Raw genomic sequence first — 14,734 nt, 5'->3', positions numbered from 1 at the left:
ATAAATGAATGATGAACAGTTGAATAGTCTTGAGACGCAATGGCCGTTAATCACCGAGATGAAAGCTGGTGAAGAAGTTACGTGGCTGAACGAACGAACATTAAAAGCCGAAACTGACCAGTTGCCGATTACACTCGAGGAAATACAGGAGGCTGATGCCAGGCTAAGAAGATTTGCTCCTTTTTTGGCAACGGTGTTCCCCGAAACGAAAGCAACAGACGGCATTATTGAATCACCTTTATTTGAAATCCCTCACATGAAGAGTTTTCTTGAAAAACAGCATAACGAAAAGATGGAGGGCCGCCTGTATTTGAAGGCCGATCACTTGTTGCCGGTTGCAGGCTCTGTAAAAGCACGCGGCGGTATGTATGAGGTGTTGAAGCATGCTGAAAGTCTTGCTATCGAGAATGGTCTCTTATCGACAGAAGAAGATTATAGTAAACTAGCTAGTGATGAAATGAGAGCTTTTTTCTCTCGTTACTCCCTTGCGGTCGGCTCTACCGGCAATTTAGGCTTAAGCATTGGCATGACAGGAGCAGCACTAGGATTTCAGACGACGGTTCATATGTCTGCTGATGCAAAAGAGTGGAAGAAAAGACGGCTTCGGGACAGAGGCGTAACCGTTATCGAGTATGAAGATGACTATAGCCGTGCTGTAGAAGAAGGCAGAGAGCTGAGTGCTAAAACGGAAAACAGTTTTTTCATCGATGATGAACATTCAAAAGAGCTATTTTTAGGCTATTCAACAGCCGCCCTTCGCTTGCAAGAGCAATTTCGTGAGAACGGTATCTTTGTGGATGCAGACCATCCGTTAATTGTTTATTTGCCATGTGGCGTAGGTGGTGCCCCGGGAGGGATTTTCACCGGTTTAAAACGAGTGTTTGGCGAGCACGTCTACGGCTTTTTCGCTGAACCAGTTCAAGCTCCTTGCATGCTGCTCGGTTTAATGACGGGACTGCACGATGAAATTGCGGTACAGGATATAGGCATTGAATTAAGAACGGAGGCAGACGGACTCGCTGTCGGCAGACCATCAAGCTTCGTCGGCAAAGCCGTAGCGAATGATTTAGATGGAGTTTTTACGGTGTCGGACGACACGCTCTTTGTTTATTTGAAGCAAATGGCCGCGCTCGAAGGTAAAAAGCTGGAGCCTTCTGCCTTGGCGGGAATAGAAGGGCCTATCCGTGCAAAAGAAAGCGGGTGGCTGGACAGCCATTTAACAGAAGACCAGCGAAAAGGCGCCGTTCATCTCGTCTGGTCAACAGGAGGCAGCCTCGTGCCAGAAGAAGAAATGAAGGCCATGATCGAAAAAGGAGAACATTTATACGCTGAGTAAGATACGCTGCGCTACCGCCGCTCTCTCTTGTTTAAACTTTCTTTATGAAGGTAAAGGAAAAGAAAGAGAGTATAAAGTAGTGGTGATCATATGGAGAACATCGTAAACATTTTTTCATCGGAAAATTTAGCGAGCAAATCTTTAGACTTCGCTCTATTTTCTACCCTAATTTTAACAGTTAAGTGGCTCGTTATAAAAGTCGTTAAAAGAAAGAAACATGCCCCGGGTTCTTGGAAAAGAGAGCTGATTCCGCTTTTAAATACGACGTTAAATTGGCTTACTTTTTACGGCATCCTGTTGTTATTTCTCTATTATTTCTCCAAAGAGAAATGGTTGTTTTACCCGCTCTATACATCAGGAGATGCGGAAGTAACCGTCTTTTTGATTCTTGTAGCGATCTTGACGGTGTCGCTTGCCCAAAGACTCGTGAAGCTGTTCAATCGTTTTGTGATGAGCAGGGTGTATGATTTTTATGATTTAGACAACGGAGTGGCGTATACATTTAACCGGCTGATTTATTATACGGTTATGATTATTGCGCTGGCCATCAGCTTTGCAACTGTCGGTCTTGATTTAACAGCAGCCGCTGCCTTATTTAGTGTGCTTGGCATCGGAATTGGCTTTGGGATGCGAAATGTAGCGGGGAATTTTGTCTCAGGGATTATTATTTTATTTGAACGGCCGATTGAAGTTGGAGAAGTCGTGGAAGTAAACGGCAAATTTGGCAAAGTGGAAAAAATCCGGCTTCGCTCCACTGTTGTCAAAACAGCAACAGAAGGCTCTTTAATCGTGCCGAATCAGTATTTCATTGAGCAGATTGTGCCGAATCGTTCAGGCGCGGAAGTCATCGCAGAAGTAGTAGTCGAAGTAACATTTGGACAAGATACAGAAAAGGTGGAAGAATTGTTATACGAAGCGGCTGATAAAGTCATTGCTGAGAAGGAAATTGAGCCGCGAGGCCCTAAAAATGTTCGTTTCATAGATTTTCGCAATGAGGCGATGGTGTTTAAGGTAGAGGTGCCTGTACAAAGTATTGTAATTAAGCAGAAGATTGAAAGCAGGCTTCGCCACGCGATTGCATTTCTATTCCAAAAAAATAATATTCGCCTAGCTTCGCAGCCGATTGAAGTGAAGCCGTCATAATCGCCAGAAAGGTGCAAATCTATGTGTTTAATTAACTTTTGTTTTCAGCCGAACGACCGATATAAATTGGTAATGGCGGCTAATCGGGATGAATCTTTCGTGCGTCCTACCCAACAAGCTCATTATTGGCAGGACACGCCTCGTATTTTAGCCGGGCGTGACCTTGAAAAGATGGGGACGTGGCTCGGTGTCACAACAGGTGGTCGAATTGCGGCACTCACAAATTTTCGTGACCCTTCGGAAAAGATGGAGGGAAAGCGATCTCGCGGGGAGATTGTCCGCTCTTTTTTGGCTGATTCACAGCCGCCAGAAATATTCATGACTGAACTCCAGCAGCAAAGTGATCAATATCCAGGCTTTAATGTACTCGCTGGCACAGCGGATGAGCTGTGGTATTATAGCAATAAAAAGGCTGGGATAGAGACAGTTCTTCCCGGCACACACAGCTTAAGCAATGCCTTTTTGAATACGCCATGGCCAAAATCGGAAAAAGGAAAAGCGTATCTTGAACAATGCTTGCATCACTCATCGACGCTTGATCCGGAGTGTTTGTTTTCGTTCTTGCAGGACGACGAATGGGCTCTAGATGAGGAGCTGCCTAAGACGGGTGTGTCGCTTGAGTGGGAAAGAAAGCTTTCACCGCTTTTTATCAACAGTGAACACTACGGTACAAGATCGTCGACCGTTTTGATCATAGATCGGACAAATCACGTTACATTTGCGGAAAGAACGTATCTTCAAGGTAAACTTGTTGGAGAAAAAACCTTTCAGTTTCAAATAAAACCTAAATAAAAAGAGCTGTCTTACAGTGAGTCTTAAACGACTGACTTGTAAGACAGCTCTTTTACGTCATTAAGCGGTATGATTACGAACTGATTGCGGAAGCAGACGTGCTGAAGTTAAACGTTTCCGAACTTGGATACCGATCCATGAAGCGAGCAATGCTTTAATAATTCCGCCAATGATAAACGGAGCAAATCCGGCCGCAAAAGCTTCTACCCAACCGAGCTGGGCAAAAATCTTTAACCAGACTGTACCAAAAGCTAGATTAATGATCATGCCAATGATATTAGCGGTAAAAGCGTGGAAAACGGCAGGCTTTGTTTTTTCGATATACCAGCCGATAAAGAAGGCAGAGAGAATAAAGCTGATAATGTACCCGCCAGTTGGTCCAAAAATAATGCCCATTCCGCCAGACATACCAGAGAAAACCGGAAGGCCGACTGCTCCGATCAGCATATACAGAAGAGCTGACAGCGCTCCGTATCGAGAGCCGAGAATGGTAGCTGCTAAACCGATCGCCAACGTTTGTCCTGTAATGGGAACGAGCGGTAAAGGAATGGTAATTTGAGCGAAAATCCCGATGATCGCAGCGAAAAGAGCCGCTGTTAACATCATTCTTAATTTTTCATGTTGAGCAGACATATATATCCCTCCAAGCAGAATAGAACAATCCATAAATGTTAACCTTATTTTAAATAGTGGCGACTTATTGTGTCAATGATATTTTATTTTATCTTAATTCATTATGTGTAAAATTCAAATTAAAAACAAACCTTTAGTAAATAACAGGTAATACGTAATTGGAATAGAGAAAGAAACGGACTATAATAAGTTATCGCAAAATTTTTCATTCTTTCTGAAGGAGGGAAGCAGCTGATGAAAAAAGGAGTAGGCAGGTGCTTTGGCACGTTTGGTGAACTGGCGCAGGGGGAAGTGGGTGAGCAGCCCTTTTTGTTTACTTTGCCGGTGCCGCTTAGAAGCCAGGTTGTGTTTGTCCCAGAAATCGCATCTGTCGTGACAAGCAGCCGCCCCCAACAGGAAAAAATGATACGGGCCGTGGAACTGACACTTGACCGGATGGGCGTTTGTGCTGGCGGCAGGCTCTATGCTCAGTCACAATTGCCAACTGGAAAAGGAATGGCGAGCAGCTCGGCTGATATTACAGCGGCAGTGCGGTCCGCGGCTGACAGTTTTGGTGTTCAGCTTAAGGCATCTGATATAGCTGGCATTGCAGCTGCCATTGAACCAACTGATGGTGTGATGTATGAAGGGATTGTTTCCTTCAATCAGCGGACGGGTGAACTGTTAGAATCTTTTTCTTCTCCGCCAGAGTTGTTTTTGCTTGGCTATGATAGCGGCGGGCGCGTAAATACAGCCGATTGTTATGAAATAAAAAGAGAATACACAGCAGCAGAGCGTGAAGAGATGCGGCAAGTGTACGAGCAAATGTATGCTGGATTGTCTCTCGGCAAAACTGAAGATGTGCTGACCGCTAGTACAAGAAGTGCCATACTAAATGAGCGTTTCTTGCCAAAGCCTTTCTTTTCTCTTTTTGCTGAACTGGCTGCTCGCTTTGAAGCAGGAGTGGTCGTTGGTCACAGCGGGACTGTGATAGGCTTGATTTTTAACAAAGAAGATCGTTCTCTCGGCAAAAAGATGAAGGAAATAAAAAAGCTCATTGCTCAAACTGCTGGCTGGCATCCGTTTATTTTGACCCCTATTCCATTTAAAAACAAGAGGCTGGAGAAGCGTCATTAGACCCATTTAAAAAATGTACTTGTCAAATAGAAGACTTTCCTGCTAATCTAATAAAGGAGTTTGAGATTTAGAAAAATTAGGATGACCTACATAAAAATTGAATAACAAGAGGAGAGTGCCCGGAGAGTCAATCCCCGGGATAATAGGGAAATCGGTGAAAGTCCGATGCAGCCCCCGCTACTGTAAACGGTGATGAAATTGTCAACAGCCACTGGCGTAAGGCCGGGAAGGGACAAGAGTAAGGCGATCCGTAAGCCAGGAGACCTGCTTTCTTCTTCGAACCATCATTCTTCGGAGGGAAGAATAGGATGACTGCATGGAACGGTACCGGCATGCCCGGTTATTTACTTGTTCCTTTAGTAGCTTGCATACATAGCGCTTAGTCCTTAACTTCTTCTGAAGTTAAGGACTTTTTTATTTTTTCTAAAAAGGAGTGGGGAAGATGGCGACATGGGACTTGTCAGAAATAAACCATCACGTATTGATTTGCAACGGATCGAGCTGTATGAGAAAAGGCGGAGAAGAAGTAACACAGGCTATCAGGGAGGAAATTAAAAAACGGGAGCTGGATGTCCGTGTTCACACGACGAGAACGAGATGCAATGGCCGCTGCAAAGATGCTTGTGTGGTCATCGTCTATCCGGAAGGCGCATGGTACCACGAGGTGGATGAACAGCTCGCGGAGAAAATTGTTGCCGCTCATCTTCAAGAAGGCAAGCCGGTTGAAGAAGCTCTGACATACACTTATCAGGAAAAGGGAATGATTCTTCAAAATAAACGTGTAACCGGTGTAGCTAAAGAGAAAGAAAAGCAAACAGTAAAGTAAGTACAGGAGGCGAACGGAGTGAAGGGGAAATTAGTAGTTGTCGGATTTGGACCGGGCAGCGCAGAACACATTACAGAACGGGCGAAAGAAGCACTTAGGGAAAGTGACTGCATTATCGGTTATAAAACATACGTCGATTTAATTGCAGAATTTACTGAAGGAAAAGAGATCATCAGCACGGGAATGTCAGAGGAAGTAAGCCGTGCACAGGCAGCCGTCAAATTAGCGGAAGAAGGCAAAACAGTGGCGGTCATTTCAAGCGGAGATGCCGGCGTGTACGGCATGGCAGGACTTGTCTATGAAGTGCTCGTTGAACAAGGCTGGAAAGAGGCAGAGGGTGTCGGCGTAGAAATTGTTCCAGGCATTTCAGCGATTAATTCTTGCGCCTCTCTCCTTGGCGCTCCCGTCATGCACGACGCTTGTACGATTAGCTTAAGTGATCATTTAACACCGTGGGAGTTAATTGCCAAGCGGATCGATGCGGCCGGTGCAGCAGATTTTGTCATCGCCCTATACAATCCGAAGAGCGGCAGAAGAACGAGACAAATTGCAGAAGCACAGCGCATTTTACTAACGCATCGTTCACCGGACACACCGGTCGGCCTCGTAAAAAGTGCTTACCGGGAAAGAGAGCAAGTGGTCATAACCGATCTTAAGAATATGCTCGATCACGATATTGGCATGCTGACCACGGTCATCATCGGTAATTCAACAACGTTCCTTTATGACAACAAAATGATCACGCCACGAGGCTATCAGCGTAAATATACATTGACATCGGAAAAGCAGCCGCTAAGACCGCATGAACGATTAAAGCCGAAAAATGAGCCATGGGCTCTTCACGGAGGCCAAGAGGAGAAAACAGATTTGTACAAGCTCGGAATGCAGGCACTTCGTCTTTTAGATGGAAAAGAGAAACAGGAGACGAGCCAGCCGCTGTTCAAGCAGAAAATTGAATCCATTTTCGAAGTAGCAGTTAGCCCGGGAGTAGCGAATAAGATGTTTTCAGCTGAGCAGCTGCTCGTGCTCTCAAAGGCAGCAGGAGAAAAAGGGTCTATCGAGTACACACCTCATCATCAAGTAATTTTGCGCGTGCCGACAGAAGCTCCCGAGCAAATAACCGTTTCCTTACAGAATGTCGGCTTCTTGCTTTCGCCTGTTGGGGATGTTGCAACGGTGAAAGCCTGTGACTTCTGTGATGGCGAAAAGAAAGATGCGATTCCATACGCTGAACAGCTGCATGAGAAGTTTGACGGTCTAGACATGCCGAAAGAGCTGAAAATTGGATTGAACGGCTGCGGAATGGCCTGCTACGGGGCAGTGACAGATGACATCGGCATCGTATTTCGCAAAGGAAAGTTTGATTTATTCCTAGGAGCCAAGACCGTCGGCCGGACAGCTCACGCTGGACAGCCTGTTGCTGAAGGAGTGGAACCAGAAGCCCTCGTTCTGCTGTTGGAGGAGATTATTGCGGAATATAAAGAAAAAGGCCATCCGAATGAACGTTTTTTTAAATACTTTAAACGTGTGAAAAAGATTCAAAGCTTTGATTATCGTGATATGGAACCAAAAATAAATCTTGAACCTGCACCGTGTGGGGATTAAAGGAGCGGAAAGCAAATGAAGGCAGTTTTATTTGTCGGCCATGGAAGCCGGGACCGAGAAGGAAATGAACAAATCAGGCAATTTATTGATCAGCTTATCCCAGAGCTTGAGAAGGATGTCATCTACGAAACTTGCTTTTTAGAATTTGAGCAGCCGAACATTGCAAAAGGGATCGATACATGCGTGACAAAAGGAGCGACGTCTGTCGCGCTTGTTCCCCTTATGCTGCTGCCGGCGGGACATTCTAAAATACATATTCCTCATGAAATCGACGAGGCGAAGGAGAAATACCCGGCGGTTCGGTTTACATACGGCAAGCCAATTGGGATTCATTACGAAGCGGTGGATATTTGTAAAAACCGTGTGCTAGAAACGGGTGATTACAAAGAAGGGTCGGATGAGAAGACGGCTGTGATTTTACTCGGACGGGGCGGCAGCGATGCCGATGCCAATAGTGATTTATTCAAGATCACCCGGTTGTTGTGGGAGAAGCTGAGAGTTCCCATTATTGAAACGGCCTTTATCGGCGTCACGTCGCCAAGCTTGGAGGAAGCAGTAGAGAAAACGATCCGTCTTGGTGCAGAAAAAGTGATTATTCTTCCCTACTTCCTGTTTACCGGTGTTTTAATCAAGCGGCTGGAGAATATGACAGAGCAGTTTCGTGTAGCTTATCCGGGAATTTCTTTCTCGCTTGCCGAGTACTTTGGTTTTCACCCTAAGTTAAAAATCGTCGTGAAAGACCGAGTAGAGGAAGTGTTGAAAGGTGAAGTGTACATGAATTGCGATACATGCCAATACCGATTTGAAGCGATGGAGCATATTGATCATCACCATCATCATGACCACGATCATGATCACCACCACGATCATCATCATGATCATAGCCATGAGGGAGAAAGTGAGGCGGCAACAGTCAAATGATTTTCTTTTTAGCGGGGACAAGTGATGCGCGGGAGCTTGCGGTCACTTTGCAGCAGGAAGGGTATCCGCTCATTGCCTCTGTCGTAACCGAGAATGCGGTGAAAGAATTAGAGCAGGTGGCTGTTCCGGCCTTTGCTGGGCGAATGGATGCCGAAGCGATGCAGGCCTTTGTTCTAGAAAAAGAAGCAGCGGCTATTGTGGATGCGAGCCACCCATTTGCAGAAGAAGCGTCTAAAAATGCGATGGAAGCGGCAGAACGAGCTGGCGTTCCTTACATTCGCTTTGAAAGAAAAGAACAAAATTTTCAAGAATCACCGCTCATTACGTACGTGTCTACATATGAAGAAGCCGCTGACAGAGCAGCCAAGACGAAAGGAACGGTCATGCTGACGACAGGCAGCAAGACATTGGCAATTTTCACTGAAAAATTGCTGCCGATTGAGGACATTCGCCTTGTGTGCCGGATGCTGCCGCGAAAAGACAATATGGAGAAATGTGAACAGCTTGGCTTGCCGCAGAAAAACATTGTCGCTATTCAAGGGCCTTTTACGAAAGCCTTTGATCAGGCACTATACGAACAATACAACGTCACATGCATGGTGACAAAAGCGAGCGGACAGCGAGGATCGGTTGATCAAAAAATCGAAGCGGCCAAAGAGCTGGGAATCGAAACGATTGTGATCGAACGGCCGGCGATCGACTACAAAAACCGCTGTTCAAGCTTTGAAGAAGTACGGGATATGCTTTCTGCATTGGAGATTAAAGGGGGAGAACGAGTTGGATTTTAAAACAGATTTTAAGCCGGAAACGGTTCAGCCGATGGAAATTGAAGGACTTAGCTTTGACATGATTACAGAGGAATTTGGCCCGCATTCACTGACAGCTGAAGAATACAAAGTCGTACAGCGTGTCGTGCATGCTTCAGCTGATTTTGAGCTTGGAAAAAGCATGCTGTTTCATCCGAATGCCATCCAAGCCGGCATCGAAGCCATCCGTAACGGAGAACGAATCATCTGCGATGTGCAAATGGTACAGTCAGGTGTCAGCAAGCCAAGAATTGAAAAGTTCGGAGGCAGTATCCACGTTTACATTTCTGATGAAGACGTTATGGAAGAGGCGAAAAAATTGAATACAACGAGAGCGATTGTATCCATGCGTAAAGCTACAGCGGAAGCGGACGGCGGTATCTATGCGATCGGCAATGCACCGACCGCTTTGCTTGAACTGATTCGCCTTGTGAAAGAGGGAATCGCCAAACCAAGCCTGGTTATCGGTTTGCCTGTCGGCTTTGTCTCAGCAGCTGAGTCAAAAGAAGAGCTCGCAAAGCTCGATATTCCGTTTATCACGAACATCGGAAGAAAAGGCGGAAGCACAGTGACAGTGGCTGCTGTCAACGCTTTGTCCCTGCTTGCACAACAAGGATGACAATGAAAGCGCAAGAAAAGAAAGAAGAAAAGCCGCTCAGAAAAGGCTATACGACCGGTGCCTGCGCTACTGCTGCTGTCCAGGCGGCACTCGTTTCCCTGTTGTCCGGAGAAAAACAGGAAACAGCGACGATCTATCTTCCCGCAAAAGTGTTCGCCACTTTTGCCGTTGAGCAGTGCGAAGTACAAGAAGACCGGGCGATAGCGGCGATTAAAAAAGATGCCGGGGACGATCCCGATGTTACGCACGGGGCTATTATTTATGCGGAAGTGATCTTAAAAAAAGAACCCGGCATTGAACTGGACGGCGGCGAAGGAGTGGGCCGGGCAACGAAGCCGGGGCTGGCCGTCGAGGTCGGCCAAGCGGCGATTAACCCGGTGCCAAGAAAAATGATTTTATCCGAAGCTGAGAAAATCTTAACGGATTTCAATAGAACAGAAGGGTTGAAGATCATTATTTCGGTGCCCGGCGGTGAAGAGATGGCCAAGAAAACGCTCAATGGACGGCTTGGCATTATCGGCGGCATTTCGATTTTAGGCACACGCGGGATCGTCATGCCTTTCTCTACAGCCGCTTATAAAGCGAGCATTATTCAGGCGGTGCAAGTCGCACGAGCTGGCGGCTGTGATCATGTGGCGATCACAACAGGCGGGCGGAGCGAGAAATACGCCATCCAGCAATTGCCGGAATTAAAAGAAGAAGCATTCATTGAAATGGGGGACTTTATCGGTTTTACCCTCAAACATTGCAAACGGCTCGGCATCAAGAGGGTATCCATGGTCGGCATGATGGGCAAGTTTTCTAAAGTTGCCCAGGGAGTGATGATGGTCCATTCAAAAAGCGCGCCTGTCGATTTTAACTTCTTGGCTGAAACCGCACTTCAGGCTGGAGCCTCCCCGGAGGAAGCAGAAGAGGTAAGAGGAGCAAATACCGCTTCCCATGCTGGGGAGTTAATGGCGGCAGCCGGCCACTATCGTTTTTTCGAGATTCTGTGCGCCAGCTGTTGTGAGCATGCGCTCAAGGAAGTAGGCGGCGGGCTGGAAATTGAAACTACTTTATACACGTTTAAAGGTGAATGTTTAGGAAAGGCGGAACGTCATGAGGGAACGGATCAAGATAATTGGAATAGGGGACGACGGCCGCAAAGGGCTGCCGGCTCTTTATGAAAAATGGATCAACGAGGCAGACTTGTTAGCCGGAGGAGAACGGCAGCTAGCGTTTTTTCCTGATTATGAGAGAGAGACTTTCACGATTAAAGGGAATTTGCGGGAGTTAAAAGAAAAGCTGCGAGAACCACAGCAAGGAAAAATCGTGGTACTCGCCTCGGGAGATCCGCTGTTTTACGGAGTAGGCGGTTATTTGTCCAAAGAAGCAGAAACGGATATTTATCCGCAGCCGAGCTCTGTGCAGCTCGCTTTTGCCAGAATGGGCGAAAGCTGGAGCGATGCAGCCGTCATCAGCTTGCATGGGCGTAAGATAACAGGTCTTGCCCAGCGGATCGATGGCAAAGAAAAGGTCGCTTTGCTAACGGATGAAGTGAATTCTCCTCAATCGATTGCCCGATATTTAACTTCTTTCGGCATGAACGAGTATAAAGCATTCGTAGCTGAGAACCTTGGCGGCGAACAGGAACGCTGCCGCTGGCTGTCATTAGCAGAGATGGAAAAGGCAGCATTCGCGCCATTGAACGTAGTCATTTTAAAGCAGGAAGAGAAGCCGAGGAGATGGCCGCTCGGGATTCCGGATGAAGAGTTTGCCCAAAGAAAGCCGGATAAAGGCTTGCTGACGAAAAAGGAAATCCGGGTGCTCACGATTGGCCAGATGAACCTTCATCAAAATAGTGTCGTCTGGGATATCGGCACGTGTACCGGCTCAGTTGCCATCGAAGCTGCCAAAATTGCTTCAGAAGGGGCTGTCTATGCGATTGAAAAGAATGAAGCAGACCTTGAAAATGCCAGAGAAAATTTCGCGAAATTCCGGACAGATATTACAGCAGTGCATGGAAAAGCCCCTGAAGGATTGGAAAGCTTTCCTGATCCAGATGCGGTATTCATCGGCGGGACGGCTGGAAATATCGATGGGATTTTTGATGAGTGCTGCAGCCGTTTAAAAGATGACGGGACAATTGTGATGAATGTCGTCACTCTTGAAAATTTGTATGAGGCACAGCAGGCTCTTAAAGAACGCGGCTTTCAAGTAGACATCACACTCGCCCAAATAGCGAGAAGCAAACCGATTTTACATTTAACGAGAATGGAAGGGTTAAACCCGGTTTATATTATCACAGCCAAGAGGCTGAAGGAGGACCAGTCATGACGACAGGCACATTATATGGAGTAGGTGCAGGACCCGGCGACCCGGAATTGATTACAGTAAAAGCTTTCCGTGCGCTGCAGGAGTCACCGGTTATTGCTTACCCGAAAAAAAGAAAAGGCAGCAAAAGCTATGCCCGGAAAATCATTGATGCTTATGTGAATCCATCCGAAAAGGATATGCTCGGCCTTGTGTTTCCGATGACGAAGGATCCGGCGATTTTAGAGCGGGAATGGAGGGCAACAGCAGAAGCGGTCTGGGAAAAACTGAGTGAAGGAAAAGATGTCGCTTTTATTACGGAAGGGGACCCGCTTCTCTATAGTACGTTTATACATATGATGAATGTGATGAAGGAACGCTACGGAGACGTCAGCATGAAAGTCATTCCGGGCATTTCCTCTATCAACGGAGCAGCCGCACGGCTTTCATTGCCGCTTGCGGACGGCGATGATCTCGTTGCGATTGTGCCAGCGAAGGATGACTATGAAGCAATGAAAAAAGCGATTGAAGAGCATGACTGCGTTATCTTTATTAAAGTCGCTAAAGTAATAGATTTAATGCTTCAGATTTTAAAAGAGTTGAATTTAACTGACAAGGCAAAAGTCGTTTCCAAAGTAACATCAGAAGAAGAAATTGTATGGAGCATGGAAGAACTCGAAGGCACTGAGCCGGAGTATCTGACTTTAATGGTGGTGAGAAAATGAAGCTGTTTATCGTCGGAGCGGGTCCAGGGGCGGCCGATTTAATTACAGTTAGAGGGCTTCGGCTGATCAAAGAAGCGGACGTCATTTTATACGCTGATTCCCTCGTAAATGAAGACGTGTTTCAAGAAGCCAAGCCCGAAGCAGAAGTTTTAAAGACAGCCGGTATGCATTTAGAAGAGATGGTGGACGTGATGATTGAGCATTTGCAGGCGGGCAAAAAAGTCGTTCGGCTTCATACGGGCGACCCGGCTGTGTACGGGGCGATTATGGAGCAAATGACGCTGTTAAAAGAAAAAGGCGTCGACATCGAAATCGTGCCTGGTGTCAGCTCTGTTTTCGCAGCGGCGGCCAGTACGGGTGCGGAATTAACGATTCCCGATTTAACCCAAACCGTTATTTTAACGAGGGCAGAAGGACGCACGCCGGTTCCGGATCGGGAAAAATTAGCCGATTTAGCGAAGCATCACTGCACCATTGCTTTTTTCCTTAGCGCCACGCTGACAAAGAAAGTAATAAGGGAATTAATGGATGCAGGCTGGGCGCCGGAAACGCCGGTAGCGGTCGTTTACAAAGCAACATGGCCGGATGAAAAAATCGTGCGTACGACAGTTGAAAAACTGGATGAAGATATGAGAAAAAACGGCATTCGCAAACAAGCGATGATTTTAGCAGGCTGGGCGCTTGACCCAGCTATTCATGAAAAGGATTTTCGTTCTAAGCTATATGATAAAGAGTTCACACACGGCTACCGCCGGGGGGTGAAATCGTGACGGTCAAAACAGAAACTTCCCATTTGCCAGAGGTGAGAGCAGCAGGTGACTATGCCGTTGTGGCGATTACGAAGCATGGGACGCAGCTCGCGCGAAAAATTCAAGCTGTCTTTCCCGGCAGCGACCTTTATTACATGAAGAAGTTTGAGCAGGGGGATGAAAACGAGCGGGGGATTACCCTATTCGAAGGCTCTGTCCGTTTGATGCTGCCGGAGCTGTTTGCCAAGTATAAAGGGCTCATCCTCATTATTTCTCTCGGTGCCGTTGTCCGAATGATCGCCCCTATTCTAAAGGATAAAAAAACAGACCCGGGTGTGGTTGTTGTTGATGATAAAGGGGAGCATGTGATTAGTGTTCTCTCCGGCCATATCGGTGGAGCGAACGAGCTGGCACGGGAAGTGGCTGCCCTCATTGGAGCCTATCCGGTTGTTACCACTGCTTCTGATGTGCAAAAAACCATTCCGGTTGATTTATTCGGCCGCCGCTTCGGCTGGGTTTGGGAGTCGGATGAAAAGCTGACGCCAGTGAGTGCATCGGTGGTGAACGAAGAGAAAGTAGCAGTCGTACAGGAATCCGGTGAGAAAAACTGGTGGATGCATGATACTCCGATGCCGGACACGATCCATGTTTTCTCTTCCATCCAGGAAGCACTGGCCGAAAAACCGGCAGCTGCTCTTGTCGTCACGCACCGGCAGCTGGAAAAAGAAGAAGAGGTCATTTTAACGAACGGCGTGTTGTTTCGCCCGAAAGTGCTCGTTCTTGGTATTGGCTGCAATCGCGGTACCTCTGCAGAGGAAATTGAACAAGTGATCGAAGAAACATTGAGTGAGTTAAAAGTAAGCATCAAAAGCGTCAAAGCGATCGCAACGATTGACTTGAAAAAGGATGAAGCCGGATTGCTTGAAGTGGTACGGAAATACCGGTGGGAATTCGCATACTTTAGGCCAGATGAATTGAATCAAAAAGAGATTTCTCAACCGTCCGAAACGGTCTATAAATTCACGGGTGCTTACGGAGTGAGCGAACCGGCTGCTATGCTTTGCAGCGGAAATGATGAGCTGTTGCTTACGAAGAAAAAATCAGGAAATGTCACCATTTCAGTTGGACTCATTTCCTATTAGAAGGGGGAAGGAATGTGGATCAAAGAAGA

Annotated in this window: 15 protein-coding genes and 1 riboswitch; of the genes, 14 read left to right on the top strand and 1 reads right to left on the bottom strand. The window is 46.8% G+C overall.

Going from position 1 to position 14,734, the window contains the following annotated elements:
- Positions 1 to 4 precede the first annotated feature (4 nt).
- The 3 genes from AC623_RS10655 (at position 5) to AC623_RS10645 (ending at position 3,271) form a co-directional block, all read left to right on the top strand.
- Positions 5 to 1,336, top strand: a complete 1,332-nt coding sequence (locus tag AC623_RS10655; protein WP_049662409.1) for a D-serine ammonia-lyase — start codon at positions 5 to 7, stop codon at positions 1,334 to 1,336.
- A 90-nt stretch (positions 1,337 to 1,426) separates the two neighbouring features.
- The gene (locus AC623_RS10650; protein WP_049662408.1) at positions 1,427 to 2,479 is read left to right on the top strand and encodes a mechanosensitive ion channel family protein; all 1,053 of its coding nucleotides are present in this window, start codon (positions 1,427 to 1,429) and stop codon (positions 2,477 to 2,479) included.
- A gap of 21 nt (positions 2,480 to 2,500) precedes the next feature.
- The gene (locus AC623_RS10645) at positions 2,501 to 3,271 is read left to right on the top strand and encodes an NRDE family protein (protein ID WP_049662407.1); all 771 of its coding nucleotides are present in this window, start codon (positions 2,501 to 2,503) and stop codon (positions 3,269 to 3,271) included.
- A gap of 60 nt (positions 3,272 to 3,331) precedes the next feature.
- Here AC623_RS10645 and AC623_RS10640 read toward each other — a convergent pair whose 3' ends face one another.
- Positions 3,332 to 3,904, bottom strand: a complete 573-nt coding sequence (locus AC623_RS10640; RefSeq protein ID WP_049662406.1) for a biotin transporter BioY — start codon at positions 3,902 to 3,904, stop codon at positions 3,332 to 3,334.
- Between the two features lie 234 nt (positions 3,905 to 4,138).
- On the opposite strand from AC623_RS10640, the gene AC623_RS10635 reads away from it, so the two are divergent.
- From AC623_RS10635 to AC623_RS10585, 11 genes are all read left to right on the top strand, one after another.
- Positions 4,139 to 5,020: a GHMP family kinase ATP-binding protein gene (locus AC623_RS10635; protein ID WP_049662405.1), complete on the top strand. Its 882-nt coding sequence runs from the start codon at positions 4,139 to 4,141 to the stop codon at positions 5,018 to 5,020.
- Between the two features lie 96 nt (positions 5,021 to 5,116).
- Positions 5,117 to 5,306, top strand: a riboswitch (cobalamin riboswitch).
- Between the two features lie 156 nt (positions 5,307 to 5,462).
- On the top strand, positions 5,463 to 5,846 hold the full coding sequence (locus tag AC623_RS10630) for a (2Fe-2S) ferredoxin domain-containing protein (RefSeq protein WP_049662404.1): 384 nt from the start codon (positions 5,463 to 5,465) through the stop codon (positions 5,844 to 5,846).
- A gap of 18 nt (positions 5,847 to 5,864) precedes the next feature.
- Entirely contained in the window at positions 5,865 to 7,451 is a 1,587-nt protein-coding gene (gene cobJ / locus AC623_RS10625; protein WP_049662403.1) for a precorrin-3B C(17)-methyltransferase, read from the top strand.
- Between the two features lie 15 nt (positions 7,452 to 7,466).
- Complete coding sequence (locus tag AC623_RS10620) at positions 7,467 to 8,372, top strand: sirohydrochlorin chelatase (RefSeq protein WP_049662402.1); 906 nt, start codon at positions 7,467 to 7,469, stop codon at positions 8,370 to 8,372.
- Positions 8,369 to 9,160, top strand: a complete 792-nt coding sequence (cobK, locus tag AC623_RS10615; protein ID WP_049662401.1) for a precorrin-6A reductase — start codon at positions 8,369 to 8,371, stop codon at positions 9,158 to 9,160. The genes AC623_RS10620 and cobK overlap by 4 nt, the downstream gene beginning before the upstream one ends.
- Complete coding sequence (locus AC623_RS10610) at positions 9,150 to 9,797, top strand: precorrin-8X methylmutase (protein ID WP_049662400.1); 648 nt, start codon at positions 9,150 to 9,152, stop codon at positions 9,795 to 9,797. Before cobK ends, AC623_RS10610 begins: the two co-directional genes overlap by 11 nt.
- 2 nt (positions 9,798 to 9,799) lie before the next feature.
- Positions 9,800 to 10,963, top strand: a complete 1,164-nt coding sequence (locus tag AC623_RS10605; protein WP_049662399.1) for a cobalt-precorrin-5B (C(1))-methyltransferase — start codon at positions 9,800 to 9,802, stop codon at positions 10,961 to 10,963.
- A complete protein-coding gene (locus AC623_RS10600) occupies positions 10,896 to 12,113 on the top strand; it encodes a bifunctional cobalt-precorrin-7 (C(5))-methyltransferase/cobalt-precorrin-6B (C(15))-methyltransferase (RefSeq protein WP_049662398.1) in 1,218 nt (405 codons plus the stop codon). The genes AC623_RS10605 and AC623_RS10600 overlap by 68 nt, the downstream gene beginning before the upstream one ends.
- Complete coding sequence (gene cobI / locus AC623_RS10595; protein ID WP_049662397.1) at positions 12,110 to 12,814, top strand: precorrin-2 C(20)-methyltransferase; 705 nt, start codon at positions 12,110 to 12,112, stop codon at positions 12,812 to 12,814. The genes AC623_RS10600 and cobI overlap by 4 nt, the downstream gene beginning before the upstream one ends.
- A complete protein-coding gene (gene cobM, locus AC623_RS10590; RefSeq protein WP_049662396.1) occupies positions 12,811 to 13,584 on the top strand; it encodes a precorrin-4 C(11)-methyltransferase in 774 nt (257 codons plus the stop codon). Before cobI ends, cobM begins: the two co-directional genes overlap by 4 nt.
- Positions 13,581 to 14,705 (top strand): cobalt-precorrin 5A hydrolase, encoded by a 1,125-nt coding sequence (locus tag AC623_RS10585; protein ID WP_049662395.1) that lies wholly within the window; start codon positions 13,581 to 13,583, stop codon positions 14,703 to 14,705. The genes cobM and AC623_RS10585 overlap by 4 nt, the downstream gene beginning before the upstream one ends.
- The last annotated feature ends 29 nt before the right edge of the window (positions 14,706 to 14,734 follow it).

The organism is Bacillus sp. FJAT-27231 (genome assembly GCF_001183975.1).
Classification (GTDB): Bacteria; Bacillota; Bacilli; order Bacillales; family Domibacillaceae; genus Pseudobacillus; species Pseudobacillus wudalianchiensis.
This window is presented reverse-complemented; position numbering and strand designations above follow the sequence as displayed.

Excerpts from the sequence above, each read along its gene's own strand:
- AC623_RS10655 (WP_049662409.1), top strand. The coding sequence starts at position 5 with ATGAATGATGAACAGTTGAATAGTCTTGAGACGCAATGGCCGTTAATC.
- AC623_RS10650 (WP_049662408.1), top strand. The coding sequence starts at position 1,427 with ATGGAGAACATCGTAAACATTTTTTCATCGGAAAATTTAGCGAGCAAA.
- AC623_RS10645 (WP_049662407.1), top strand. The coding sequence starts at position 2,501 with ATGTGTTTAATTAACTTTTGTTTTCAGCCGAACGACCGATATAAATTG.
- AC623_RS10640 (WP_049662406.1), bottom strand. The coding sequence starts at position 3,904 with ATGTCTGCTCAACATGAAAAATTAAGAATGATGTTAACAGCGGCTCTT.
- AC623_RS10635 (WP_049662405.1), top strand. The coding sequence starts at position 4,139 with ATGAAAAAAGGAGTAGGCAGGTGCTTTGGCACGTTTGGTGAACTGGCG.
- AC623_RS10630 (WP_049662404.1), top strand. The coding sequence starts at position 5,463 with ATGGCGACATGGGACTTGTCAGAAATAAACCATCACGTATTGATTTGC.
- AC623_RS10620 (WP_049662402.1), top strand. The coding sequence starts at position 7,467 with ATGAAGGCAGTTTTATTTGTCGGCCATGGAAGCCGGGACCGAGAAGGA.
- cobK (WP_049662401.1), top strand. The coding sequence starts at position 8,369 with ATGATTTTCTTTTTAGCGGGGACAAGTGATGCGCGGGAGCTTGCGGTC.
- AC623_RS10605 (WP_049662399.1), top strand. The coding sequence starts at position 9,800 with ATGAAAGCGCAAGAAAAGAAAGAAGAAAAGCCGCTCAGAAAAGGCTAT.
- AC623_RS10600 (WP_049662398.1), top strand. The coding sequence starts at position 10,896 with ATGAGGGAACGGATCAAGATAATTGGAATAGGGGACGACGGCCGCAAA.
- cobI (WP_049662397.1), top strand. The coding sequence starts at position 12,110 with ATGACGACAGGCACATTATATGGAGTAGGTGCAGGACCCGGCGACCCG.
- cobM (WP_049662396.1), top strand. The coding sequence starts at position 12,811 with ATGAAGCTGTTTATCGTCGGAGCGGGTCCAGGGGCGGCCGATTTAATT.